Origin of the sequence: Ruegeria sp. HKCCA5463 (assembly GCF_013034175.1) — a bacterium.
Lineage (GTDB): Bacteria > Pseudomonadota > Alphaproteobacteria > Rhodobacterales > Rhodobacteraceae > Ruegeria.
Genome location: NZ_WQFL01000001.1, coordinates 948590 through 970849, shown reverse-complemented (window position 1 = coordinate 970849; position 22260 = coordinate 948590). Strand labels below are relative to the sequence as shown.

Below are 22260 nucleotides of genomic sequence, written 5' to 3'. Positions count from 1 at the left end.
GACGGTATGAAAACGCTCAAGAAACGTCGCCGAGTACAAGTCATTCTGGTAGCTGTCGTTGCCTTGGTGGCATCGACTGCGTTGATTGGCTATGCCATGCGCGACGGGATCAACTTTTTCCGCTCGCCAAGCCAGGTGATTGCCGAACCACCCAAGCCGACCGAGGTCTTTCGGATTGGCGGCCTGGTCGAAGAAGGTTCAATCATCCGTGGGCAGGGCGAAACCGTACATTTTGTCGTCACCGACGGCGGCGAAAGCGTAAAGGTATCTTTCACTGGGGTTCTGCCTGATCTGTTTTCGGAAAATCAGGGCATGGTCGGCACCGGGCGTTACGTGAACGGTGTGTTTGAAGCCACTGAAATTCTTGCCAAACATGACGAAACCTATATGCCGAAAGAAGTCGTGGACGCGTTGAAAGAGCAGGGCGTGTACAAAGAGGCTGAAGAAAGCTGACCTGACCCACATTCGTGTTGAGGGCGTTGCGCGCGGGATGCGGGCAGCGCCCTCGGTCGTTCAGGCTTGTTAATTCTTTTTCGGGATCGTCAGCGCCATTCAACGAAATGAGGGCGCTATGCAAACGGTTCGGCAGATTGCCAATGAAATTGTGCGCCGGGAAGGCGGGTACGTGAATGACCCGGACGATCCGGGCGGGGCAACCAAGTTCGGTGTCACGATCCATACGATGCGCCGGCTTGGATTGGATCTGACGGGGGATGGGCTGGTTGACGTGGCGGATGTCCGGGCGCTTACTCAGCGCGAGGCGGTCGATATCTTTGTTCAGCACTACTTTGAAGAGCCACGCATCGCACTGTTGCCGGATGTTCTGCATGCCCCTGTCTTCGACATGTACGTCAATGCCGGTGCGCAAGCAGTAATAATCCTGCAACGGCTTTTGCGTGATATGGGGTTTGACTTGGTGGCAGATGGCGTGATCGGCGCGAAAACGGCGCAGGCGTGCGAAGACGCTGCCCAACCAGATCCCAACGCGTTGCGCGATGCGTATGGCGTGGCGCGGCGGAACTATTACTTTCGGCTGGCCGACAAACGACCGGCATCCAGAAAATACGCGCGCACCCGATCCGGTGGCAAAGGAGGCTGGATCAAACGGGCCGAAGAGTTTCTGTCGCCACGCTATCGTCTGACGGAAAGTGAATTCAAGGAAAGGGTTGCGGCATGGGGTTGATCTCGGGGGTATTGGCGCTGCTGTTCGGGGGCGGTCGCAACGCTGTGCGTGAGACGGTTGAAATATACCGGGAAAACGCCGAGTCCCGTGCCGAGCGCGCGACAGAGTTGCAAAGTCAGGCAATGATGCAGTTCGGCCGAGAGTTCGTGGTTCCTCAAAAAGGCCTGTTCGACCGCGTCATGGATGGCGTGAACCGGTTGCCGCGCCCGGCGTTGGCACTAGGAACGCTGGGATTGTTTGTTGCCGCGATGGTGGATCCGCTGTGGTTCGCTGAATGCATGCAGGGCATTGCGCTGGTGCCGGAACCTCTTTGGTGGTTGCTGGGCGTGATTGTCTCTTTCTATTTTGGCGCGCGCCATCAGAGCAAAATGCAGGATTTTCAGCGGGATATAGGCGCAGCCATGCAGCGCCTGCCGACGGTCATGGGGAACATAGAAACGGTGCGGGCCATGCGCAGCGACAGCCCGGGCGTCGCCGACCCCGGCCCTGATGCCAACCTGATACAGAACGCCTCGCGTCCTGATGCGAATCCAGCATTGACCGATTGGCGCAAGCTTCGGGGGCTTTGACCCGCGACACTATGTGCCCTCGGATCGTGCGAAAGTTAATGGCCCCCGGTTCGGCCTCGCAGTATATTCCGGGGCATGATTACAGAGCTTGGCCACTTCGCCCTCATCCTCGCCTTTTTCGTCGCCATCGTGCAAAGCGTGGTGCCTCTGATCGGTGCGTCAAAAAACTGGACCGGCTGGATGGCTTTTGCCGAGCCTGCGGCCATCGTCCAGTTTCTGCTGACTGCATTTTCCTTCGGTGCGCTGATCTGGGCTTTCATCGTGTCGGACTTTTCGCTGCGGATCGTGGTCGAAAACAGTCATTCGGCCAAGCCGATGATCTACAAGATCAGCGGGACGTGGGGAAACCACGAAGGATCGATGCTGCTTTGGGTGCTGATTGTCACGCTGTTCGGAGCGATGGCGGCATTCTTTGGGGGCGGGTTGCCCCCAAGCCTGAAGGCGCGTGTGCTTGCGGTTCAATCTGCCATTGCCGTGGCGTTTTTTGCTTTCATTCTGTTTACCTCGAACCCGTTTGACCGGCTGGCAATTGCGCCGTTTGACGGGCGAGATCTGAACCCGCTGTTGCAGGATCCCGGTTTGGCCTTCCACCCGCCATTTCTGTATCTCGGTTATGTGGGGCTGAGCATGGCGTTCAGTTTTGCCATCGCGGCGCTGATCGAAGGGCGTATCGATGCGGCATGGGGCCGCTGGGTTCGCCCATGGACGCTGGCCGCCTGGGTGTTTTTGACGATCGGCATCGCACTGGGGTCCTGGTGGGCCTATTACGAGCTGGGCTGGGGCGGTTTCTGGTTCTGGGATCCGGTTGAGAACGCCTCTTTCATGCCGTGGCTGCTGGCGGCAGCGCTGCTGCATTCGGCAATCGTTGTTGAAAAGCGCGAGGCGCTGAAAAGCTGGACCATCCTGCTGGCAATCATTGCCTTCGGGTTTTCGCTGATCGGAACATTCATCGTTCGTTCGGGGCTGCTGACCTCGGTTCACGCCTTTGCCAATGACCCGGAACGCGGGGTGTTCATCCTGTTCATTCTGGTGGTTTTCATCGGTGGGGCGCTGACTTTGTTTGCCGCGCGGGCGCAGGCGATGGAGGCCAAGGGTGTTTTCGGCATGGTCAGCCGCGAAAGCGCGCTGATCGTAAACAACGTCCTGCTGGCGGTCAGTTGTTTCGTGGTCTTTGTCGGTACGATGTGGCCGATGGTGGCCGAGATGATGTTTGATCGCAAACTCTCGGTCGGGGCGCCGTTTTTCAACGCTGCATTCTCTCCTTTCATGGTTTTGCTGGGATTGATCCTTCCCATCGGGGCCATGTTGCCGTGGAAACGCGGGCGGATTGGAAAAACGGCCTGGTCGCTGCGCTATGCCTTTGGTCTGGCCTTGGCGATTGCCTTGCTGGTTTGGGCGATGCAGACCGGCCGCAGCGCTTTGGGGCCGGTGGGTCTGTTCCTTGGGGCGTGGATTACATTTGGCGCCATCGTTGATTTGTGGAGCCGTACGGGGCGCAACGGCAGCCTGAAACGCTTGTTCCGCCTGCCAGGTGCGGATTGGGGTAAAGCCGTCGCTCATACCGGGCTGGGTGTTACCATCTTTGCCATTGCAGGCCTGACTGCATGGGAGGACGAGGATATTCGCGTCGCCCAACCCAACCAACCTTTCGAAGTGGGACAGTTCACGCTGACGCTGCAAGATGTCCGTCGGGTCGAGGGGCCGAACTATTTTTCGACCACGGCGGATGTTCTGGTTGAAAAGAATGGTCGTCCGATCGGGACATTGCACCCGGAAAAACGGGACTACCCCGTTGCGCGGATGCCCACGACCGAAGCGGCGATCGATTATCGTTTCCTCGGGGACCTTTACGTCGTGATCGGCGATCAACAGGCAGATGGTGGCTGGGTGATGCGAACCTATATCAAGCCGCTTGCAAACTGGATCTGGGGCGGCTGTATCCTGATGGCGCTTGGCGGTGTCCTGAGCCTGTGTGACAGGCGCTTCCGTGTGGCCGCAGGCGCAAGAAAAACCCCGGTCGGCGGAGTACCTGCGGAATGAAACGCCTTGTTCTGATTCTGATGATGCTCGCAACACCCGTCTTTGCGGTGCAGCCTGACGAGGTTCTGGATGATCCGGTACTGGAACAGCGTGCGCGGGATCTCAGCGCCGGACTGCGTTGCCTCGTGTGCCGCAATGAGAGCATCGACGAAAGCAACGCGGATCTCGCGCGTGATCTGCGCGTGTTGTTGCGGGAACGGTTGGTGGCTGGGGATACGGACGAACAGGCGATCGCGTTTATCGTTGATAGGTATGGCGAATACGTACTTCTGAAACCGACTGCCAGCGGCTCGAACCTGTTTTTGTGGCTGGCCGGGCCAATCATGCTGTTGATCGCGGCCGCGGTTGGGTTGAACTTTCTCCGTACCCGGGCCAAGGCCCGTGCTTCGGTGGACTCTGCCGCGTTGAGTGAGGACGAAAAAGAACGTCTGCGTCAAATTCTTGAAGACTGACGCGTGGTTCTGCTTTTCCCGTCCCGTCCGGGCCAGTAAGTGTGCAAAAACACATGGCGCGACGGGAGGGTTTTCATGAATTACGAAACGGTTGCTCTGGAGATTGCAGACGGTCTGGCGGTTCTGACGCTGAACAGGCCGGACAAGATGAACGCGCTGACCACCCAGATGCGGGCAGAGATTACGCACGCCATGAAAGATGCAGCGATCAAGGCGCGCTGTGTCGTCATCACCGGTTCGGGCCCTGCGTTTTGTTCCGGGCAGGATCTGGGCGATGCGTCTTCAACCGGCAAGATCGATCTGGAACGGTCGCTGCGCGATGAATATGAACCGATGCTGGAGACGATCCACAATTGCCCGGTGCCCACGATTGCCGCGGTGAACGGACCGGCGGCCGGGGCAGGCGCGAACCTTGCCCTTTGTGCCGATGTGGTGATTGCCACCGAAAGCGCCTACTTCCTACAGGCATTTGCCCGTATCGGTCTGCTTCCCGATGCCGGGGGAACATGGTTCATGCCCCGTCAGATGGGGTTGGCCAAAGCAATGGGCGCGGCCTTGTTTGCCGAAAAGATCACGGCAAAGCAGGCGGATGAATGGGGCATGATCTGGGAAGCCGTGCCGGATGACGCTTTCGCCGATCATTGGCGCAAGAGGGCAGAGTATCTAGCAAAAGGCCCCACGGCCGCCTATGGCGCGATCAAGCAAGCCATTCGCCGAACGTATGAAAACACTCTGCAACAGCAGCTTGCGACCGAGGCGCACCTGCAAGGCGAATGTGGCCGTTCGAGGGACTTTGCCGAAGGTGTCGTGGCCTTCATGGAAAAACGCCCTCCGAAATTCGAAGGGCGCTGATCAGGCTGACATCATGCGCGGCGGCGGCGGCGTGTGCGGCGTTCCGGTGCCGCATCGTCATCCGTCCCGTCCGAGGCGGATGTGAACGGACCCAGCGTATCAGTGATCTGATCGAGCGTCGGGCGTTCGCCGCGAGGCATGGTATCCAGCGCCTCACGCATCTTGCGCAGGTGGTCGGGCATGGTTCCGCAGCACCCGCCAATGATGGTCGCGCCGGCATCCCGCGCCATGGCGGCATACTGCCCCATAAGTTCGGGCGTGCCGTCATAATGGATGTGACCATCCACGTATTTCGGAATTCCTGCATTGCCCTTCGAAATCAGCGGGCGTTCAGTGCCTTGCGCGGCAAATCCCAGTACTGTGCGCAGAATGTCGGATGCGCCGGTGCCGCAGTTCGCACCGAAAGCGATGGGAGGATTCGGCAGAGTTTCGACCAGCTGGGCCAGATCGGCCGATGTGACACCCATCATCGTGCGTCCGGCCGTGTCAAAGCTCATTGTGCCGCACCAGGGCATGTCGGTCAGGGCAAAGGCTTCGGCGGCGGCGCGAAACTCTTCGGGGGCGCTGATGGTTTCCACCCACAGAACATCCACCCCACCTTCTTTCAGCGCTTCCGCCTGTTCGTGGAACATTTCCACGGCTTCCGCGTGCGACAGGCTGCCGACCGGTTCCATGATTTCACCAGTCGGGCCAACCGATCCTGCAACGACGACAGGTCGTCCGGCCTTGTCGGCGATTTCGCGCCCCAGCTCGGCGCCGATGCGGTTCAGCTCGCCCACGCGGTTGTGCGCGTCATGCAATTTCAGCCGTGCCGCCGTGCCGCCGAATGTGTTGGTCAGGAACAGGTCGCTGCCTGCATCAACCGACCCCTGATACAGAGCCCGGATCTTGTCCGGGGCATCCACGTTCCAGAGTTCGGGAGCGTCACCAGATTGCAGGCCCATGTTGAACAGATTCGTTCCCGTGGCACCATCGGCCAGAATGGCGTCATTGGATTCCAGAAGCTTGCTCAGCGCGTTTGTCATAGGGTTGTTCCAGGAAAAGGCGCAAAACGCCGTTAAAAAAAGAGACGCCCCGTGTCTCATGACCAAGGCGTCAAATCAAATTCATAAAACTCATGAAGATCATGAGTCGGACGCCCTAGGCTCAGTTGGTCTCGCTCAGGACCTGCGCCTTGGCTTCCGGCAGAAGCTCGGCCATTTTTGCGCGGATTTCCTCGTCCGAGGACAGGTTGCCCAGATCGCCCGAAACCTTGCGAACGACATCTTCGTGCCCGGCTTCCTCGAAGTCGGAAATCACGACCGTCTTTGCATATTCTTCGGCGTCGGCACCGGATTTACCCAGTTTTTCAGCAGCCCACAGACCCAAAAGCTTGTTGCAGCGGGCTTGTGCCTTGAACTGCATCTCTTCGTCATGGGCAAACTTGGCTTCAAAGGCGTTTTCGCGTTCGTCGAACGTCGTCATAGGGCAAGGACCTCTTGGGTTATGTCTTCTTTCCTGATGATATGACTATACGACGTCCCATGCGCAAGGGATTTGCGCTGCGTCAAAGCCTCTCGGGTACATGAACTTGCGGGAAATGGGTGCTTGGACTATGAGGACGCCAACGTGAGGGGACTCAATCCCTCTGTGCAGAGTGGAAAGGTCGCTTATGGCGCGTCGCAAGAAAATCTACGAAGGCAAGGCCAAGATTCTGTACGAAGGCCCCGAACCGGGAACGATCGTCCAGTATTTCAAGGATGACGCCACCGCCTTCAACGCGGAAAAGAAGGACGTGATCGACGGCAAGGGTGTGCTCAACAACCGCCTGTCGGAATTCTTCATGACCGGCCTGACCCAGATTGGCATTCCGAACCACTTCATTCGCCGCCTGAACATGCGTGAACAGCTGGTTCGCAACTGCGAAATCGTTCCGCTGGAAGTGATCGTGCGCAACTATGCCGCCGGATCGATGTCCAAGCGCCTGGGCATTGCAGAGGGCACGCAACTGCCGCGCCCGATCGTCGAGTACTGCTATAAGGACGATTCGCTGGGTGATCCGTTGGTCACCGAAGAACACATCGCCGCGTTTGGCTGGGCCAGCCAGCAGGACATGGACGATATCCTCAGCCTTGCCTTGCGCGTGAACGATTTCATGAGCGGTGTGATGCTGGCGGTGGGCATTCGTCTGGTCGACTTCAAGATCGAGATCGGCCGCGTGTTTGAAGGCGATTATCAGCGCCTGATCGTTGCTGACGAAATCAGCCCCGACAGCTGCCGCCTGTGGGATATCGAAACCGGTCAGAAGCTGGACAAGGACGTGTTCCGCCGTGATTTGGGCAGTTTGACCGACGCCTATTCCGAAGTTGCACGCCGACTGGGTGTCCTGCCCAGCAACAATGTCACCAAGCCGACGCTGATCAACTAGGAACGGCCGGACCACAAGTTTGCCAAAGCGCCGCGACCGTGTTTGCGGCGCTTTTTCGTTCGCGGTTGAAATTGACAGTTTCTCGTTTCCCCAGCATGTTTGCCTCGGGCAGGCACAAAAGGTTCAGGATGGGTGTCAAATGGCGGAACTGTTTGATCAGACAGTGTTTCTGAAGTTTCTGGCCGCCGTGCTTGCAATCTTCAATCCGCTTTACAACATCCCGATTTTTCTGAGCATGACGAAAAACTGCACCGCGGCAGAACGGCGGCATGTTGCGGTTGTTGTCATGATCTCGGTTACGGTTATTGCGCTGACCGCTGTCGTGATCGGGGAAGAGGTGCTTGGGGTTTTTGGCATTGATGTGCCGGCTTTCCGGATTGCCGGAGGGATCATCATCTTCGGAATCGGGATGTCGATGTTGAAGGCCGAGGACCGGCCGCCGGGCGATCAGGCCGCGATGGATGACGGGCACGAGCGGAAACTGAATTTTGCGGTCGTACCGCTGGCGATACCTTTGACCATCGGGCCGGGCACGATCGCCATCACGATCGTTTTTTCGCACCAACTGTCAAGCGGCGCCGAAATCGTGACGCTGGGTTCGGCGATCCTGATTGCCTGCGCGATCGTGGGGCTGGGATTGTTGTTTGCAGATCAGATCTCGCGCCTGTTGGGTGAGACAATGATCAACGTCCTGACCCGGATCATGGCCATCCTGCTGGTCGCCGTCGCGGTCGAGATGGTTCTGACTGGCACGTTCCATGCAATTGACGCGCATTACCCGGGATTGGCCAAAGAAGGCGGATAGTTGGATTGCTGCGGCAAACTGCTTTGCAAACAGGGTTGTCGAAAGCCATTTGGCGCGCTATCCCCCGCGCAACGAAATGGGCCTCGGATTGCGGCCCGCAGGTGGAGTTGCCAAAATGAAAGCACGGGTTCATGTGATGCTCAAGAACGGGGTGCTGGACCCGCAGGGCGAAGCGGTTCGGCACGCATTGGGCGCAATGGGCTTTGATCAGGTCGAAGGTGTGCGTCAGGGCAAGGTGATCGACCTTGAACTGGCCGACGGCGCGACCGAAGCAGATGTGACCGAGATGTGCGAAAAGCTTTTGGCCAACACTGTTATCGAACGCTACGAGATCGAACTGGTCTGATGGAATGCGGGCCGCGCGTCTGATCACCTACCGTCAGCCGCTTGAGGTAATGACGATCCCGGATCCCGCACCGGCGGCAGACGGCGTGGTCGTGCGGGTGCTGGCCTGCGGCGTGTGCCGGTCTGACTGGCACGCGTGGTCTGGTTCGGACCCGGACGTCATCCTGCCCATGACGCCAGGGCACGAGTATTGCGGCGAGGTGGTTTCCGTCGGCGCGCGCGTCACCCGGTGGCGTGTCGGGGATAGGGTGATTGCGCCTTTCATTCTGGCCTGTGGCCGGTGTCCGGATTGTGCGCAGGGTCATCAGACGATCTGCGCGGATCAGGTTGTGCCGGGGTTCACCTGTGACGGCGCTTTTGCGGAATATGTCGCGGTGGCCCATGCTGACGCGAACCTGACATCCTTGCCGGACAGCATCGCGCCGGACATCGCGGCCGCTTTGGGATGCCGCGTGACGACGTCGTGGCAGGCATTGGTCGGTCGGGCACAGGTTCAGGGCGGTGAATGGATTGCCGTCTTCGGCGGCGGCGGTGTCGGAATATCCACTTTGCTGCTGGGCAAGGCGCTTGGCGCACGTGTGGTAATTGTCGACATCACGGATGACAAACTGAACTATGCCAAGGCTCTGGGCGCTGACGCGGTGGTCAATGCGGCAACCTGCGATGCGCCCCAGGCGGTGAAGGATATCACCGGTGGCGGTGCCCATGTCGCGATTGAGGCGCTTGGCGTCGAAGCTACGACCGTTTCCGCGATGCGTTCCCTGCGCAAAATGGGGCGCATGGTGCAGATCGGGATGCCTGCCGGAGATCACACCCAGATGGCGTTGCCGATGAATGTGCTTTACTCTGGCCAGCTTTCCGTCTTTGGCACACGCGGAATGCCAAGCTGGCGCTATCCGTCTTTGTTGTCGCTGATCGCGGGCGGTGGAATTGACCTGAGCCCGTTGGTCACGCGAAAAATATCTCTCAACCAGGTGAGCGCCGAGCTTGCCGCCTTTGACCATCCAACTCCTCCGGGCGTTGCGGTCGTCACCGATTTTGTCTCGTAGGAGGGCCCGCCATGCGCGCAGCCGTAATCGTTTTCCCCGGATCAAACTGTGACCGAGACCTCGCGGTCGCCTTTGAGCAGGCCGGTTTTCAGGTCGACATGGTCTGGCACAAGGATGCGGCGCTGCCGGACGGTGTTGATATCGTGGGCGTTCCGGGCGGGTTTTCTTACGGTGACTATCTGCGGTGCGGTGCAATCGCTGCGCAGTCGCCGATCTGCAAGGCCGTGGTCAACCACACCGAACGCGGCGGCTATGCGGTCGGGATCTGCAACGGATTTCAGGTTCTGACGGAAACAGGTATCCTGCCGGGGGCGCTGCTGCGCAATGCCGGGCTGAAATACATCTGCAAGACTGTGGGCCTGAAGGTCGAAACCAGCGACAGCGTCTTTACCGGTGGCTATAACGCAGGCGACGTGATCGGTATTCCGATTGCGCATCACGACGGCAACTATTTCGCGGATGACGCAACGCTGGCGGCGTTGAGAGATCAGGACAGGATCGCATTCACCTATACCGAGAACCCCAACGGCTCGGTCGGTGATATCGCGGGGATCCTTTCCGAAAACCGTCGTGTTCTGGGTATGATGCCGCATCCCGAGCGCGCGGCCGATCAAGGGCATGGCGGCACCGACGGGGCGGCGCTGTTCCGCGCATTGTCAGGTGTGTTTGAAGCGGCGTGACTTGAGGTCACGCGCGCCCGCGCGTAACGTCTGATCATGAACTCGGACGTGCGATCAGGCTGGTCAAAGCTGCTGAAACCCTTTCGCGGCGCCCCGTTGGGGTGGCGGCTGCGGCTGGCTGTTATTGTATTGATGGTGGCAACAATCGCAACGGTTTGGATCACCAACCGCTTGTTGACCGACAGGTTCACCGAATCCACCCGCAACCGGGCCGAGCTTCGCCTTGCGCTGTATTCCGGCAATTTGCTGAGCGAACTGCGCCGCAACTCGATCGTGCCCCAGTTGCTGGCGCGGGACCCGACACTGATTTCGGCGCTGCAATCCAGGGACTATTCGTTGTCGACGCAGCGTTTGATTTCGTTCGTTGAGGAAATCGGTGCGGCGTCGTTGATGCTGTTGGATGGTGACGGGCGAACGGTTGCGGCGACGGATCGGAACAGGCTGGGCGAGGCGCACAGGAATATTCCGTATTTTGTGGACGCGATCCGGTCAAACGCGACGATCTTTTCCGTTATTCCCAAGGAATCCGGCGGATACAGCTTTGTCTATTCCCGCCGGCTTGAAAACAGTGCGGAAATACTGGGCGTGATCGTTGTCGAAGTTGATCTGCAAAAGTTTGAGCAGGCATGGGCCGGTATTTCGGATGCGGTGATGGTCACTGACAGCACCGGAACCATCATTCTGTCCACCGAACCGCGCTGGCGGGGTCTGGATGAGGGGGCGGCCCTGCTGCGTCAACCGCCGCAAGGGGCGATCCAGCGGGCCATTCGCGCGACGACCGATTGGACCGCTTTGCCACCTGACGCCTACCTGCAAGGCGAGGCCGTGATGCGTCTGGAAACGCGCATCCCGTTCCGCGGCTGGCAAATGACATCTTTCACGACCTATGCCTCGATCCGCGAGAAAGTGAACAGTGTTCTGGCGCTCGAGATCATGGGCTTTGCGATTCTTCTGGCGCTTGCGTTCTACGCGCTGAGCCGACGCGCGACGCTGCGCATGACCCTGTTTCAGCGCGAGTCGGCAGAGCTTCGCGCATTGAACGCCAGGCTACAGCGGGAAATCGCTGAACGCGAACGGGTTGAAAAGACGTTGGATTTGGCCGAACAGACCCTTGCTCAAAGCTCGAAACTTGCAGCTCTGGGTGAGATGTCAGCGGCGGTCAGTCACGAGCTGAATCAACCTCTGGCTGCAATGAAAACCTATCTGGCCGGCGCCCGTCTGCTGTTGCGTCGAAACCGGCCGGAAGAAGCGCTTGCAAGTTTCGGTCGCATCGATGGTCTGATCGAGCGGATGGGGGCGATTACGCGGCAGCTCAAATCTTACGCTCGCAAGGGGGCAGATGCGTTTTCACCTGTAAATCTTGGCGAAGCGCTGGCCTCGGCCTTGTCGATGATGGAGCCGCAGTTGCGTCAGCGCCATGTGAAGATCACCCAGATCCTGCCGGAAGAACCAGTGGTGGTGATGGGGGATCGGATGCGGATCGAGCAGGTGATGGTCAACCTCTTGCGCAATGCGCTGGACGCCACCAAATCAGTGGCAGAGCCGGATGTGGAAATCATCTTGGCGGCGGGTGACACGGCTGTCCTGACGGTACGCGACAACGGGCATGGGATCGAGGATATCGAGAACCTGTTCGAGCCGTTCTACACCACCAAACAGCCCGGAGACGGGGTGGGCCTGGGGCTTGCCATCTCGTCGGGGATCGTGAACGACCATGGGGGACGGCTGACTGCGCGCAACGGCCAATACGGTGGCGCGGTGTTTGAAATGCAGTTGCCAGCACTGGGAAGCGACGGCCTTGAGGCCGCGGAATAACGAGGAATGACTATGGCACAGGCCATGAAAATCGCCATTGTGGATGACGAACAGGACATGCGCCAATCGATCAGCCAATGGCTTGCTTTGTCCGGATATGACACGGAAACCTTTGCCAGCGCGGAAGACGCGCTCAAGGTTCTGGGGCCGGATTATCCGGGGATCGTGATCTCGGACATCAAGATGCCGGGTATGGATGGCATTCAGCTTCTGAAAAAGTTGATGGGGGCTGACAGCACCTTGCCGGTGATCATGATCACCGGGCACGGTGACGTGCCGATGGCGGTTGAAGCGATGCGCGTTGGCGCGTTCGACTTCCTTGAAAAACCGTTCAACCCCGATCGAATGTCCGAACTGGCCAAACGCGCCAGCAATGCGCGCCGTCTGACTCTGGACAACCGCGCCTTGCGGCGCGAACTGTCCGGCGGCACCCAGATCATGAACAAGCTGATCGGTGCCAGCCCGGTCATGGAGCGGCTGCGTGAGGATATTCTGGATCTCGGCCAGGCTGACGGCCATGTGTTGATCGACGGTGAAACCGGTACCGGGAAAACGCTTGTGGCTCACGCGCTTCATGCCGTTGGCAGCCGTGCCGGCAAGAAGTTTGTTCTGGTGTCCTGCGCCGCGCTTGAAGAAGACGCACTGGCCAAGCGTCTGTTTGGCCCCATGATGCCCGAAGATGCGCAACTGCCCGCCATCGAAGAGGCGCGTGGCGGTACGCTGGTTCTGGAAGATGTGGAAGCGTTGAGCGATACGTTGCAGGCCAAGCTGCTGAGCGTGATGAACGAGCAGGGCACACCTGCGGAGACCCGGATCGTTGCCATTTCGAACTTGCAGGAGGCGGGAAAGACATCGGAAGACGTTCTGCGCCCGGACCTGTTCTATCGCCTGGCAGCACTGCGCATCACCATGCCGCCACTGCGGCAGCGGGGCGAAGATATCCTGACCCTGTTCACCCGTCTCAGTGAGCAGTTTGCCGAAGAATACGGTTGTGATGCACCCCAGGTGAGCGCGCAGGAGGCTGCGCAATTGTTGCAGGCCCCTTGGCCCGGCAATGTGCGTCAGTTGATCAACATTGCCGAACGGGCGGTTCTGCAATCGCGCCGTGGCTCGGGCACCATCGCGTCTTTGTTGATGTCCGATCACGAAGAGATGCAGCCGGTGATGACCACCGAGGGCAAGCCGTTGAAGGAATATGTCGAAGCGTTCGAACGTATGCTGATTGATAATACGATGCGCAGGCACAAAGGCTCTATTGCGTCAGTCATGGACGAGCTTTGCCTTCCTCGCCGGACGCTGAACGAGAAGATGGCCAAATACGGCCTTCAGCGTTCGGACTATCTGTAAGCGATGCGATTTGGGGGCTCTGCCCCCGTCGCCTATGGCGCCTCCCCCGGGATATTTTTGGCCAGATGAAGGGGATCCGTTGCGCTGGTTGGTGGCGGAGTGCAGTTTGCCCATTGTCTTTTCCACAGGGTTGCTTTTATTGTGTCGGAACGGGCCGGGCGATTTTGACGCCTGCAAGTCCCGAATCTTTGAGTTTCGCTGCTGATCCGTTGGTGAGGGTCAAGACCTCGCGGTTCAGCAGACCGATTATGCCCCTCAAGGGGCAGTGGAGTACCTGAGCCCGGGATCACTGGGCGAAAGGAATAAATGGGCAGGCTGCGTTCAGACGCGCCTGTCGGAGAAGAACCGCGATGACGCGCGCGCAACGATTGAGAGAACGGGCAGGGGGCCACAGCGCCAGACCCTGCCGCGCGCCGTCTGATATCGCCCTGACAAGACACCTCCCCAAAAGCGCCTGTCCGCCTGGACAGGTCAGGACAACGCGGTTGGCGCGGTGCACCAAGGACAAATGGCTAAGAAAATGCTTATCGATGCCACCCACGCGGAGGAAACCCGCGTCGTGGTGGTTGACGGAAACAAGGTCGAGGAGTTCGATTTTGAATCCGAAAACAAACGCCAGCTTGCCGGCAACATCTATCTTGCAAAAGTAACGCGGGTTGAGCCGTCGCTTCAGGCGGCCTTTGTGGATTATGGCGGGAACCGGCATGGCTTCCTGGCATTCTCTGAGATTCACCCGGATTATTACCAGATCCCCGTCGCCGACCGTGAGGCGTTGATGGAGGAAGAGCGCGCCTATGCCGAGGCCATGAAGGCGCGGGATGAGGCTGAGGAGGCCAAATCCAAGAAGCGGCGGACCCGGTCTCGCGCGAAGGCCGCTGACGTGAAATCGGATGATCCGGTTGAAACGATGGAGGTTTCGACCGAACCAACCGGCATGGAAACCATCGATCTGGACGAGGGTGAAGAAGCAAATGTTGATGTTCCGGAAGGAACGTCGCCGATGGAAGTCGTCGCTGAAACTCCGGTAGAGGAGCCGGTTGACGATGACGCGCCGGCCACTGAAGAAGCAACCGAAACCGCATCGGATGAGGCTGCGTCAGACGACGTTGCCGAGGAAGCCACTGAACAGGCCATTGAGGCGTCGGGTGACGACGCGGAGGATCAGGCCGAAGAGCCACTGGAAGCCGTTGAAGACGTTCAATCGGAGGGGGATGAAGCCCAATCCGAGCCGGAGCAAGCAGAAGAACCTGTTGAAGCTGCGGATGATGAACAAGACCCTGATGAGGACGTTGACGAAACCAAAAGCACAGACGCTGCATCAAAAGACGCATCGATTGAATCGGTTGCTGATGATGATGACAGCGAAGACATTCGTCCGCCGCGCAAACCGCGCCCGCGTCGTTACAAGATTCAGGAAGTCATCAAAGTACGTCAGGTCCTTCTGGTGCAGGTTGTCAAGGAAGAGCGCGGAAACAAGGGTGCTGCGCTGACCACCTATCTTTCGCTGGCAGGACGGTATTGTGTTCTGATGCCCAATACCGCACGTGGTGGTGGCATCAGCCGCAAGATTACCAACGCGGCGGACAGGAAAAAGCTGAAAGAAATCGCAACGGATATCGATGTGCCGACCGGGGCGGGTTTGATCATTCGAACTGCCGGGGCCAAGCGAACCAAATCCGAGATCAAGCGCGACTATGAATACCTCCAGCGTTTGTGGGAGCAGATCCGGGCGCTGACACTGGAATCCATCGCGCCGGCAAAGATTTATGAAGAAGGTGATCTGATCAAACGGTCGATCCGAGACCTTTACAACCGTGATATCGACGAGGTCTTGGTCGAAGGCGAGGGCGGGTACCGCATCGCCAAGGACTTCATGAAGATGATCATGCCGTCGCACGCCAAGAACGTGAAACGGTACGAAGATGCGCTGCCTCTGTTCGCGCGCTATCAGGTGGAAAGCTATCTGGCCGGGATGTTCAATCCCACCGTACAGCTGAAATCCGGTGGCTATATCGTAATCGGCGTGACGGAAGCACTGGTGGCGATCGACGTGAACTCGGGCCGTGCCACCAAGGAAGGTTCGATCGAGGAAACCGCACTCAAGACCAACCTCGAGGCCGCTGAAGAGGTTGCACGTCAGCTGCGCCTGCGCGATCTCGCTGGTCTGATCGTCATCGACTTTATCGACATGGACGAGCGCAAGAACAACTCGGCTGTCGAAAAGCGTTTGAAAGACAAACTGAAAACGGACCGCGCCCGCATTCAGGTCGGTCGTATTTCGGGTTTTGGTCTGCTGGAGATGAGCCGTCAGCGTCTGCGCCCCGGCATGATCGAGGCAACGACACAGCCGTGCCCGGCCTGTCACGGCACCGGTCTGATCCGCTCGGACGACAACATGGCCTTGTCGATCCTGCGTCAGATCGAAGAAGAAGGTACCCGCCGCCGTTCGCGCGAAGTCCTGGTGCGCTGCCCTGTCAGCATCGCCAACTTCCTGATGAACCAGAAGCGAGAGCATATTGCGCAGATCGAGGCGCGGTATGGGCTTTCGGTGAGGATCGAAGGGGATATCCATCTGGTCAGCCCGGACTTCTCGATGGAGAAGTTCAAGACGGCCAGCCGGATTGTTCCCGAGGCCACGGCGCCTGTTGTTTCTGTCGATGCGTCGCTGATGGATCTTGTCGATTCATCGGACGCGGAAGAGACCGAAGAGGAAATCGCTCAGACCGAAGAAGAGGCAAAGCCCAAGCGCAAGCGCCGTCGTCGTCGTCGCAAGAAAGGCGCGGGCAATGGCGATGCGCCGGAGCAGGCCGCGGAAGAGGGTGAAGCGCCAGCACAAGAAGACGCAGAGAGCGATACGCCTGACGTCGAAAGTGCTGAGCCGGCTGAAGCTGAGGCTTCGGAGGAAGAAAAACCGGTAAAGCCCAAGCGCAAACGCGCCCCGCGCCGTCGCAAGAAAGATGCGGTTGCCGAAGAAGTTGCGGATCAGCCTGAAGAGCCATCCGCCACGACGGCCGACGCTGCAACGGAAGAGCCGGCAACCGAGGAAACCGGCGAGAGCATCGCGGGCGAAAGCGCAGAGATCGTGGCAGAGCCGGTTGAGGAGGCCGCTGAACCAGCCGAAGCCCAGGCTGACGCTCCGCCGTCGGAAGAGCAACCTGCAAACGGTGTGGATGCGGCACAAGCGGTTGAAGAAGCGGATGAGGCGGAAAAGCCATCTGCGGAAGCTGTAGAAGCCTCTGACGTTGCAGAAGCCGAAGATCCTGCCGAAGACTGGCCAGCAGAAGCAACGCCCGAGCCGGTTCTTGAAAGCGTGGCGGAAGAGCCTGAACCCGTACCCGCCAAGCCCAAACGACGCGGTTGGTGGTCGCTGGGAAGTTAATGAAAAAGGCGGGCTGATCGGCCCGCCTTTTTTTGACCTGCAACAAAGGTCAGCTGGATTTTTGGATCAGATAGATCTGATGTGCGCCGTCAGTGTCCTGCGAAAGCAGTGTATGCCCGGCCTCGGCACAAAAATGCGGAACATCCACGATGGCCGCAGGATCATCGGCCAGCACCCGCAGAACGGCACCCTCCGGCATGGATTTCAGTCGTTTGCGGGCTTTCAGGACGGGCAAGGGGCACAACAGGCCCAAAGCGTCCAGGGTATCTGTAATCTCTGACATGATTTTCGGGATAGGGTGAAGTTGTAATATTGTCCAGATTCCGAGCACGAGGATGTGACTGTTTGGCCCCGTGACGGATCGCTCTTCATCACATATGTGCAGAAACATGTTCGGAATCGAAATCATCGACGCGGGACTGCTGCCCGCCATGTTCGTCGCGCTGCTGGGTGGCCTGATCAGCTTTCTGTCGCCTTGCGTATTGCCAATCGTACCGCCTTATCTGGCGTATATGAGCGGCGTTACCATACATGAGATGCAGGACGAGGCCCGTGCGCGGCGCAAGGCAACCCTGTCGGCGCTGTTCTTTGTCATGGGCTTGTCGACCGTGTTTCTGCTGCTTGGCTTTACCGCATCGGCCTTTGGTGCGTTTGTGCTGCAAAATCAGGTGCTGTTCGCCAAGTTGTCCGGTGCCGTTGTCATCGTCTTTGGCCTTCACTTTCTGAATGTCTTCCGGATTCCTTTTCTGGATCGCGAAGCACGGATTGAAACCGGTGATTCCGGTGGGTCGGTCTTTGGCGCTTACATCCTTGGCCTGGCTTTTGCATTCGGCTGGACCCCGTGCATTGGGCCTCAACTGGGTGCGATCCTGTCACTGGCGGCGAACGAAGCGTCTGTCGCGCGTGGCACGTTTCTGCTGGGGGTTTACGCTGCGGGTTTGGGTATTCCGTTTTTGTTGGCGGCCATGTTCCTGAATCGCTCCATGACCGTGATGAACCGGATCAAACCGTATATGGGCACGATCGAAAAGATCATGGGCGGGCTGTTGCTGTTTGTGGGCATCATGCTGATAACCGGGCTTTTCACCCGTTTCAGCTGGTGGTTGCTGGAGACTTTTCCGGCGCTGGCAAATTTCGGGTGATCAACTGACCCTCTTACCTTGGCTTCAAGCCTGCGTTAACCTGCGCATCAGAAGGTAAGGGCATGAGCAGTCACACAAATCAGCCGCAGGTGCGCAGACGTCGGGTGTTCTATATACCCGGCTATGATCCGATGCCGCCCCGGCGATATCGCGAGCTGTATCGCACCGAGTCTCAGAAGCAGGCCCGGATCTCGGGGTGCGAGATCGCAATCGCCCCAAAGACAACGGACGGACGTTTTGGCTGGCGTGTGAACTCGGAACAAGATGGGCTGACTGTTGAAACGGAATTCGAGGTTCTGGTGTGGTCCGACATCGTGCGCGACAGCATGTCGGCGTCGATCCCGGCGACCTATTGGCAATTGGCCCGCACGGCGTGGATTTACGTATCAACCGGTACGTTGTGGCGTCTGATGCGATTGCGCAAGGGCCCGGTGATCGCTGCGTTGTACCCAGTGGCGATGTTGGTGTCTCAGCTGCTGATCGCGCTTGCGTTGACATGGGCGTGCATAGCCATGGCTGGTTGGTGGGGGATATTCCCCGGAGCGGCCATCGCCGTCGCGTTACTGCTGTGGTTTCGCAAGGTTGATAACCGGCTGTTTGCGTATTACCTGATGCATGATTACGCCTATTCAGCGCAGCTGAGCGGGCAAATGCCGGTCGAGCTGCGGGAAAGGTTGTCGTCGTTTCGTGAAGCGATCCAAGACGCGTTGAATTCCGATGTGGATGAGGTGCTGGTCGTTGGCCACAGCTCGGGCGCGCATCTGGGGGTATCTGTTCTGGCCGAGCTGATCCGAAAATCGAAAGTGCACGAGCAAGGCGCGGTGCTGTCGTTTCTCAGTCTGGGACAGGTGGTTCCCATGGTCTCGTTTCTGCCCCAGGCACACGATTTGCGGTCCGATCTGCATTTCCTGTCCACACGGTCTGAGCTCAGCTGGATCGATGTCTCGGCCCCCGGTGATGGCTGCGCCTTTGCGCTGTGCGATCCGGTTGCGGTCACGGGGGTGGCCGATGCTGATAAACGCTGGCCGCTGGTCCTGTCAGCGGCTTTTTCGCAAACCTTGTTTCCGGAACGCTGGAAAGCTTTGCGATGGCGGTTTTTTCGCCTTCATTTTCAGTATCTTTGCGCCTTCGACAAGCCGGAAAGCTATGATTATTTCCGGATAACGGCTGGCCCGTTGACGCTGGGGCAAAGGTTTGCGGATCGTGAGGCTTCTCGCAGCCGTATCGAGACGCCTGCCTCCAAGTTCACCTCGGTACAGCCATGACCATGACCCCGCCCAAGCCAGACCCGCGCCCCGAGAAGGTTTCGTTGCTGCGCTATGTGAAACTGTTCAGGCAAGACCTGCTGTCGGCGCAGCCAGCCCGGCTGTATCGCGCGTGGATGGCAGAATTCAAAACTCCGTTCTTCCGGTCGTTCCTGATCAATCAACCGGATCTGGTTCAAACCGTCCTCAAGAAACGGCCTGACGATTTTCCCAAATCCGGCAGGATCAGCGAAGGCCTGCGCCCGTTGCTTGGCAATTCGGTATTTCTGACCAATGGCGAGACCTGGAAACGACAGCGGCGGATTATCGATCCCGCGTTCGAAGGGGGGCGTCTGAAGGATACATTCCCGGCCATGCTGGCCGCTGCCGAGGCGTGTGTGGAACGGCTGCGGCCTCATGTCGGAGGGGAACTCGAATTCGAAGAACAGACAAGCCATGCAGCGGCGGACGTGATATTTCGCACCCTGTTTTCCGTTCCTATCGACAACGCTATCGCCAGCCAAGTGTTCGAAAAGTTCCGGGCCTATCAACGCGCGCAACCTTTGCTGAATCTGGCAGCTTTTGTTCCCTTGCCAAAGTGGCTGCCCCGGCTTCATTCCGGGGCGACCAAACAGAACGCGCGGGATATCAGGGCGCTGATTGCCGAACTGACCAGAACACGCGCAAAGGCCATTAAGGACGGAACGGCACCTGACGATCTTGCGACCAAGATCATGACGACGGCTGATCCCGAAACCGGGCAGTTCTTCGACCCCGAGGAAATGGTTGATCAGGTGGCGATCTTTTTTCTTGCCGGGCATGAAACCAGTGCGTCAGCCTTGGCCTGGACGCTGTACCTGATGGCGCTTTATCCGGAATGGCAGCAGAAGGTTGCAGAGGAGGCCGCTGTTCTGGATGATCCTTCATTTGCCTCTGTTTCAAAACTCCGGATCAGCCGGGATGTGTTTCGCGAAGCGCTGCGCCTTTATCCTCCGGTGCCGATGATGGTCCGCGAGACCACGTGCCTCGAACGGTTCCGTAACCGGGATGTACCGGTTGGCGCGCAGATCGTGATCAGCCCGTGGCATTTGCACCGTCAGGCGCGTTTGTGGGACGATCCGGACGGTTTTGATCCCAACCGTTGGGTCACGGAAAACGGCAAGCGGTGTCAGCGCGACGCTTACATCCCGTTCTCTGCGGGCCCCCGAGTGTGCACCGGGGCCGGGTTTGCAATGGTCGAAGGGCCGCTGATCCTGTCGATGCTCTTGCGCCGCTACCGGTTCGAAACAATCCCGGGAAAAACACCTCTTCCGGTCGCTCACCTGACGGTTCGATCCAAAGATGGCATATGGTTACGCCTGTTTGAGCGCTAACAACCTACCATCGGTTCACGCCCTGTTGTATGCGGGGAAGAACATCGGAATCATCATTGAACGGGAAAACAATATGTCCAAAGCAGAACAGCGCGCGCAGATGATCAACGGCACGGGCTTTATCGCGGCACTGGATCAAAGCGGCGGATCAACCCCGAAAGCGCTTGCGTTGTATGGTGTCGAGGCATCCGACTACAGCTCGGAGGAAGAGATGTTCGGTGAAATCCAGAAGATGCGTGCCCGCATCATTCTGGCCGACGATTTCACAAAGGACAAAGTGATTGGCGCAATCCTGTTCGAACGTACCCTGGGCGAAGAGATCGAAGGCCGCAAGGTTGCCGATTACCTTTGGTCGGTCAAAGGTATCGTGCCTTTCCTGAAGATCGACAAAGGCCTGGAAGAACAGGCAAATGGCGTTCAGATGATGAAAACGATCCCCGGTCTGGCCGAGACCCTGGCCAAGGCCGATGGTGTGTTCGGCACCAAGGAACGTTCGGTCATTCACGAAGCGAATGCCGATGGCATCGCGGCGGTGGTTGCCCAACAGTTCGACGTCGCCCGCGAAGTCACCGATGCCGGTATGGTTCCGATCGTGGAACCCGAAGTGAACATCCATTCGGCAACCAAGGCCGAGGCGGAAGACATCCTGAAGGCTGAAATCCTCAAGAACCTCGATCAACTGGCCGAGGGTCAGGAAGTGATGCTGAAGCTGACGATCCCGACAAAGGCAAACCTGTATGACGCGCTGGCTGACCACCCGCGGGTCTTGCGCGTTGTGGCCCTGTCGGGCGGTTATTCGACGGAAGAAGCCTGTGATCTGTTGGGCCGGAATGGCAAGATGATTGCATCCTTCTCGCGGGCCTTGACCGAAGGCCTGTCGAAGCAGCAGTCAGATGCCGAATTCAACGCGGCGCTGGGTGGCAACATCGACAAGATTTACGAAGCCTCGGTCTGATCCGTCAGACAGGTTTGGCGAAAGAGCGGCGCAACTGTGCCGCTTTTTTTCTGCCGATGCAGGTCTCGGCATGATCATTGACCAGCCCCATGGCCTGCATGAACGCAAACACGGTTGTAGGGCCAACAAACTTCCATCCCCGTTTCTTGAGATCTTTCGACATGGCCACCGACTCGGGCGATGTGGACGCCGTTTGCGGAGGCGGAGGCGTTTCAGCCTCGTAACGCCAGACATAGGCCGCCAGAGATCCTTCGGCCGCCACAAGGTCCTGCGCACAACGCGCATTGTTGATCACCGCTTCAATCTTGCCGCGATGACGGATGATCCCGGAATCCTGTAGCAGCCGTTCCACATCTGCATCAGAAAACGTGGCCATCCTGTTGAAATCAAACCCGCAAAAAGCCTTCCTGAAGTTTTCGCGCTTGTTCAGGATCGTTCGCCAGCTAAGACCTGACTGAAAGCTTTCGAGGCACAGTTTTTCAAACAGCCGTTGGTCGTCGCCGACAGGGTAACCCCATTCATTGTCGTGATATTCAAAGAATTCGGGCGCGGCCTGACACCATGCGCATCTTTGCTGCCCATCCGGCCCGGTAATGGTGTCGCTCATGGTTGTACCCTTTTTG

22 protein-coding genes are annotated in these 22260 nt (G+C 58.5%); 18 read left to right on the top strand and 4 right to left on the bottom strand.

Translation table 11 applies throughout. The annotated features are described in order from the left end of the window. The first annotated feature begins 6 nt into the window (after window positions 1-6). The 6 genes from ccmE (at window position 7) to GOW09_RS04840 (ending at window position 5096) form a co-directional block, all read left to right on the top strand. On the top strand, window positions 7-453 hold the full coding sequence (ccmE, locus tag GOW09_RS04865) for a cytochrome c maturation protein CcmE (protein ID WP_171116077.1): 447 nt from the start codon (window positions 7-9) through the stop codon (window positions 451-453). Window positions 454-571: 118 nt separating this feature from the next. Continuing rightward, on the top strand, window positions 572-1183 hold the full coding sequence (locus GOW09_RS04860) for a holin-associated N-acetylmuramidase (RefSeq protein WP_171116075.1): 612 nt from the start codon (window positions 572-574) through the stop codon (window positions 1181-1183). Then, window positions 1174-1752, top strand: a complete 579-nt coding sequence (locus GOW09_RS04855; protein ID WP_171116073.1) for a holin family protein — start codon at window positions 1174-1176, stop codon at window positions 1750-1752. The genes GOW09_RS04860 and GOW09_RS04855 overlap by 10 nt, the downstream gene beginning before the upstream one ends. A gap of 75 nt (window positions 1753-1827) precedes the next feature. Continuing rightward, window positions 1828-3792: a heme lyase CcmF/NrfE family subunit gene (locus GOW09_RS04850; protein ID WP_171116071.1), complete on the top strand. Its 1965-nt coding sequence runs from the start codon at window positions 1828-1830 to the stop codon at window positions 3790-3792. Then, window positions 3789-4244 carry a cytochrome c-type biogenesis protein gene (locus GOW09_RS04845; protein ID WP_171116069.1) on the top strand — a complete coding sequence of 152 codons (456 nt, stop codon included), beginning with the start codon at window positions 3789-3791 and terminating at the stop codon, window positions 4242-4244. The genes GOW09_RS04850 and GOW09_RS04845 overlap by 4 nt, the downstream gene beginning before the upstream one ends. A 75-nt stretch (window positions 4245-4319) precedes the next feature. After that, the gene (locus tag GOW09_RS04840; RefSeq protein WP_171116067.1) at window positions 4320-5096 is read left to right on the top strand and encodes an enoyl-CoA hydratase-related protein; all 777 of its coding nucleotides are present in this window, start codon (window positions 4320-4322) and stop codon (window positions 5094-5096) included. 11 nt (window positions 5097-5107) lie between these two features. Here the strand turns inward: GOW09_RS04840 and bmt are convergent, their stop codons facing one another. Next, complete coding sequence (gene bmt / locus GOW09_RS04835; protein WP_171116065.1) at window positions 5108-6121, bottom strand: betaine--homocysteine S-methyltransferase; 1014 nt, start codon at window positions 6119-6121, stop codon at window positions 5108-5110. 121 nt (window positions 6122-6242) lie between these two features. Then, the gene (locus tag GOW09_RS04830; RefSeq protein WP_152457893.1) at window positions 6243-6560 is read right to left on the bottom strand and encodes a DUF1476 domain-containing protein; all 318 of its coding nucleotides are present in this window, start codon (window positions 6558-6560) and stop codon (window positions 6243-6245) included. A 187-nt stretch (window positions 6561-6747) separates the two neighbouring features. Here GOW09_RS04830 and purC point away from each other — a divergent pair, with 187 nt between their 5' ends. From purC to GOW09_RS04790, 8 genes are all read left to right on the top strand, one after another. Beyond that, a complete protein-coding gene (gene purC, locus GOW09_RS04825) occupies window positions 6748-7503 on the top strand; it encodes a phosphoribosylaminoimidazolesuccinocarboxamide synthase (RefSeq protein ID WP_117869044.1) in 756 nt (251 codons plus the stop codon). A gap of 139 nt (window positions 7504-7642) precedes the next feature. After that, window positions 7643-8308 (top strand): MarC family protein, encoded by a 666-nt coding sequence (locus GOW09_RS04820; protein WP_171116063.1) that lies wholly within the window; start codon window positions 7643-7645, stop codon window positions 8306-8308. A gap of 115 nt (window positions 8309-8423) precedes the next feature. Beyond that, a complete protein-coding gene (gene purS / locus GOW09_RS04815) occupies window positions 8424-8654 on the top strand; it encodes a phosphoribosylformylglycinamidine synthase subunit PurS (protein ID WP_117872765.1) in 231 nt (76 codons plus the stop codon). Window positions 8655-8658: 4 nt separating this feature from the next. Continuing rightward, entirely contained in the window at window positions 8659-9702 is a 1044-nt protein-coding gene (locus GOW09_RS04810) for a zinc-dependent alcohol dehydrogenase family protein (RefSeq protein WP_171116061.1), read from the top strand. An 11-nt stretch (window positions 9703-9713) separates the two neighbouring features. Continuing rightward, window positions 9714-10382: a phosphoribosylformylglycinamidine synthase subunit PurQ gene (gene purQ / locus GOW09_RS04805; protein ID WP_171116059.1), complete on the top strand. Its 669-nt coding sequence runs from the start codon at window positions 9714-9716 to the stop codon at window positions 10380-10382. Window positions 10383-10514: 132 nt separating this feature from the next. Then, window positions 10515-12197 (top strand): ATP-binding protein, encoded by a 1683-nt coding sequence (locus GOW09_RS04800; RefSeq protein ID WP_371807735.1) that lies wholly within the window; start codon window positions 10515-10517, stop codon window positions 12195-12197. Between the two features lie 12 nt (window positions 12198-12209). Then, entirely contained in the window at window positions 12210-13544 is a 1335-nt protein-coding gene (locus GOW09_RS04795) for a sigma-54 dependent transcriptional regulator (RefSeq protein WP_050603452.1), read from the top strand. A gap of 508 nt (window positions 13545-14052) precedes the next feature. After that, window positions 14053-16923 (top strand): ribonuclease E/G, encoded by a 2871-nt coding sequence (locus tag GOW09_RS04790; protein ID WP_171116055.1) that lies wholly within the window; start codon window positions 14053-14055, stop codon window positions 16921-16923. Between the two features lie 49 nt (window positions 16924-16972). Here GOW09_RS04790 and GOW09_RS04785 read toward each other — a convergent pair whose 3' ends face one another. Continuing rightward, the gene (locus GOW09_RS04785) at window positions 16973-17206 is read right to left on the bottom strand and encodes a sulfurtransferase TusA family protein (RefSeq protein WP_152457900.1); all 234 of its coding nucleotides are present in this window, start codon (window positions 17204-17206) and stop codon (window positions 16973-16975) included. 106 nt (window positions 17207-17312) lie between these two features. Between GOW09_RS04785 and GOW09_RS04780 the strand changes: the two genes are divergently transcribed. From GOW09_RS04780 to GOW09_RS04765, 4 genes are all read left to right on the top strand, one after another. Continuing rightward, a complete protein-coding gene (locus GOW09_RS04780) occupies window positions 17313-18065 on the top strand; it encodes a cytochrome c biogenesis CcdA family protein (protein ID WP_171116053.1) in 753 nt (250 codons plus the stop codon). Between the two features lie 62 nt (window positions 18066-18127). Next, window positions 18128-19330, top strand: coding sequence for a hypothetical protein (locus GOW09_RS04775; RefSeq protein ID WP_171116051.1), 1203 nt, complete (start codon window positions 18128-18130; stop codon window positions 19328-19330). A gap of 2 nt (window positions 19331-19332) precedes the next feature. Further along, on the top strand, window positions 19333-20682 hold the full coding sequence (locus GOW09_RS04770; RefSeq protein ID WP_171116562.1) for a cytochrome P450: 1350 nt from the start codon (window positions 19333-19335) through the stop codon (window positions 20680-20682). A 73-nt stretch (window positions 20683-20755) separates the two neighbouring features. Beyond that, entirely contained in the window at window positions 20756-21637 is an 882-nt protein-coding gene (locus GOW09_RS04765) for a fructose bisphosphate aldolase (RefSeq protein ID WP_171116049.1), read from the top strand. Window positions 21638-21641: 4 nt separating this feature from the next. On the opposite strand, the gene GOW09_RS04760 is transcribed toward GOW09_RS04765, so the two are convergent. Further along, a complete protein-coding gene (locus GOW09_RS04760) occupies window positions 21642-22244 on the bottom strand; it encodes a DNA-3-methyladenine glycosylase I (protein ID WP_171116047.1) in 603 nt (200 codons plus the stop codon). Window positions 22245-22260 lie beyond the last annotated feature (16 nt).

Bases quoted from the DNA above. Each gene is read 5' to 3' on its own strand.
- ccmE (WP_171116077.1), top strand. From the start codon at position 7: ATGAAAACGCTCAAGAAACGTCGCCGAGTACAAGTCATTCTGGTAGCT.
- GOW09_RS04860 (WP_171116075.1), top strand. From the start codon at position 572: ATGCAAACGGTTCGGCAGATTGCCAATGAAATTGTGCGCCGGGAAGGC.
- GOW09_RS04855 (WP_171116073.1), top strand. From the start codon at position 1,174: ATGGGGTTGATCTCGGGGGTATTGGCGCTGCTGTTCGGGGGCGGTCGC.
- GOW09_RS04850 (WP_171116071.1), top strand. From the start codon at position 1,828: ATGATTACAGAGCTTGGCCACTTCGCCCTCATCCTCGCCTTTTTCGTC.
- GOW09_RS04845 (WP_171116069.1), top strand. From the start codon at position 3,789: ATGAAACGCCTTGTTCTGATTCTGATGATGCTCGCAACACCCGTCTTT.
- GOW09_RS04840 (WP_171116067.1), top strand. From the start codon at position 4,320: ATGAATTACGAAACGGTTGCTCTGGAGATTGCAGACGGTCTGGCGGTT.
- bmt (WP_171116065.1), bottom strand. From the start codon at position 6,121: ATGACAAACGCGCTGAGCAAGCTTCTGGAATCCAATGACGCCATTCTG.
- GOW09_RS04830 (WP_152457893.1), bottom strand. From the start codon at position 6,560: ATGACGACGTTCGACGAACGCGAAAACGCCTTTGAAGCCAAGTTTGCC.
- purC (WP_117869044.1), top strand. From the start codon at position 6,748: ATGGCGCGTCGCAAGAAAATCTACGAAGGCAAGGCCAAGATTCTGTAC.
- GOW09_RS04820 (WP_171116063.1), top strand. From the start codon at position 7,643: ATGGCGGAACTGTTTGATCAGACAGTGTTTCTGAAGTTTCTGGCCGCC.
- purS (WP_117872765.1), top strand. From the start codon at position 8,424: ATGAAAGCACGGGTTCATGTGATGCTCAAGAACGGGGTGCTGGACCCG.
- GOW09_RS04810 (WP_171116061.1), top strand. From the start codon at position 8,659: ATGCGGGCCGCGCGTCTGATCACCTACCGTCAGCCGCTTGAGGTAATG.
- purQ (WP_171116059.1), top strand. From the start codon at position 9,714: ATGCGCGCAGCCGTAATCGTTTTCCCCGGATCAAACTGTGACCGAGAC.
- GOW09_RS04800 (WP_371807735.1), top strand. From the start codon at position 10,515: ATGGTGGCAACAATCGCAACGGTTTGGATCACCAACCGCTTGTTGACC.
- GOW09_RS04795 (WP_050603452.1), top strand. From the start codon at position 12,210: ATGGCACAGGCCATGAAAATCGCCATTGTGGATGACGAACAGGACATG.
- GOW09_RS04790 (WP_171116055.1), top strand. From the start codon at position 14,053: ATGGCTAAGAAAATGCTTATCGATGCCACCCACGCGGAGGAAACCCGC.
- GOW09_RS04785 (WP_152457900.1), bottom strand. From the start codon at position 17,206: ATGTCAGAGATTACAGATACCCTGGACGCTTTGGGCCTGTTGTGCCCC.
- GOW09_RS04780 (WP_171116053.1), top strand. From the start codon at position 17,313: ATGTTCGGAATCGAAATCATCGACGCGGGACTGCTGCCCGCCATGTTC.
- GOW09_RS04775 (WP_171116051.1), top strand. From the start codon at position 18,128: ATGAGCAGTCACACAAATCAGCCGCAGGTGCGCAGACGTCGGGTGTTC.
- GOW09_RS04770 (WP_171116562.1), top strand. From the start codon at position 19,333: ATGACCCCGCCCAAGCCAGACCCGCGCCCCGAGAAGGTTTCGTTGCTG.
- GOW09_RS04765 (WP_171116049.1), top strand. From the start codon at position 20,756: ATGTCCAAAGCAGAACAGCGCGCGCAGATGATCAACGGCACGGGCTTT.
- GOW09_RS04760 (WP_171116047.1), bottom strand. From the start codon at position 22,244: ATGAGCGACACCATTACCGGGCCGGATGGGCAGCAAAGATGCGCATGG.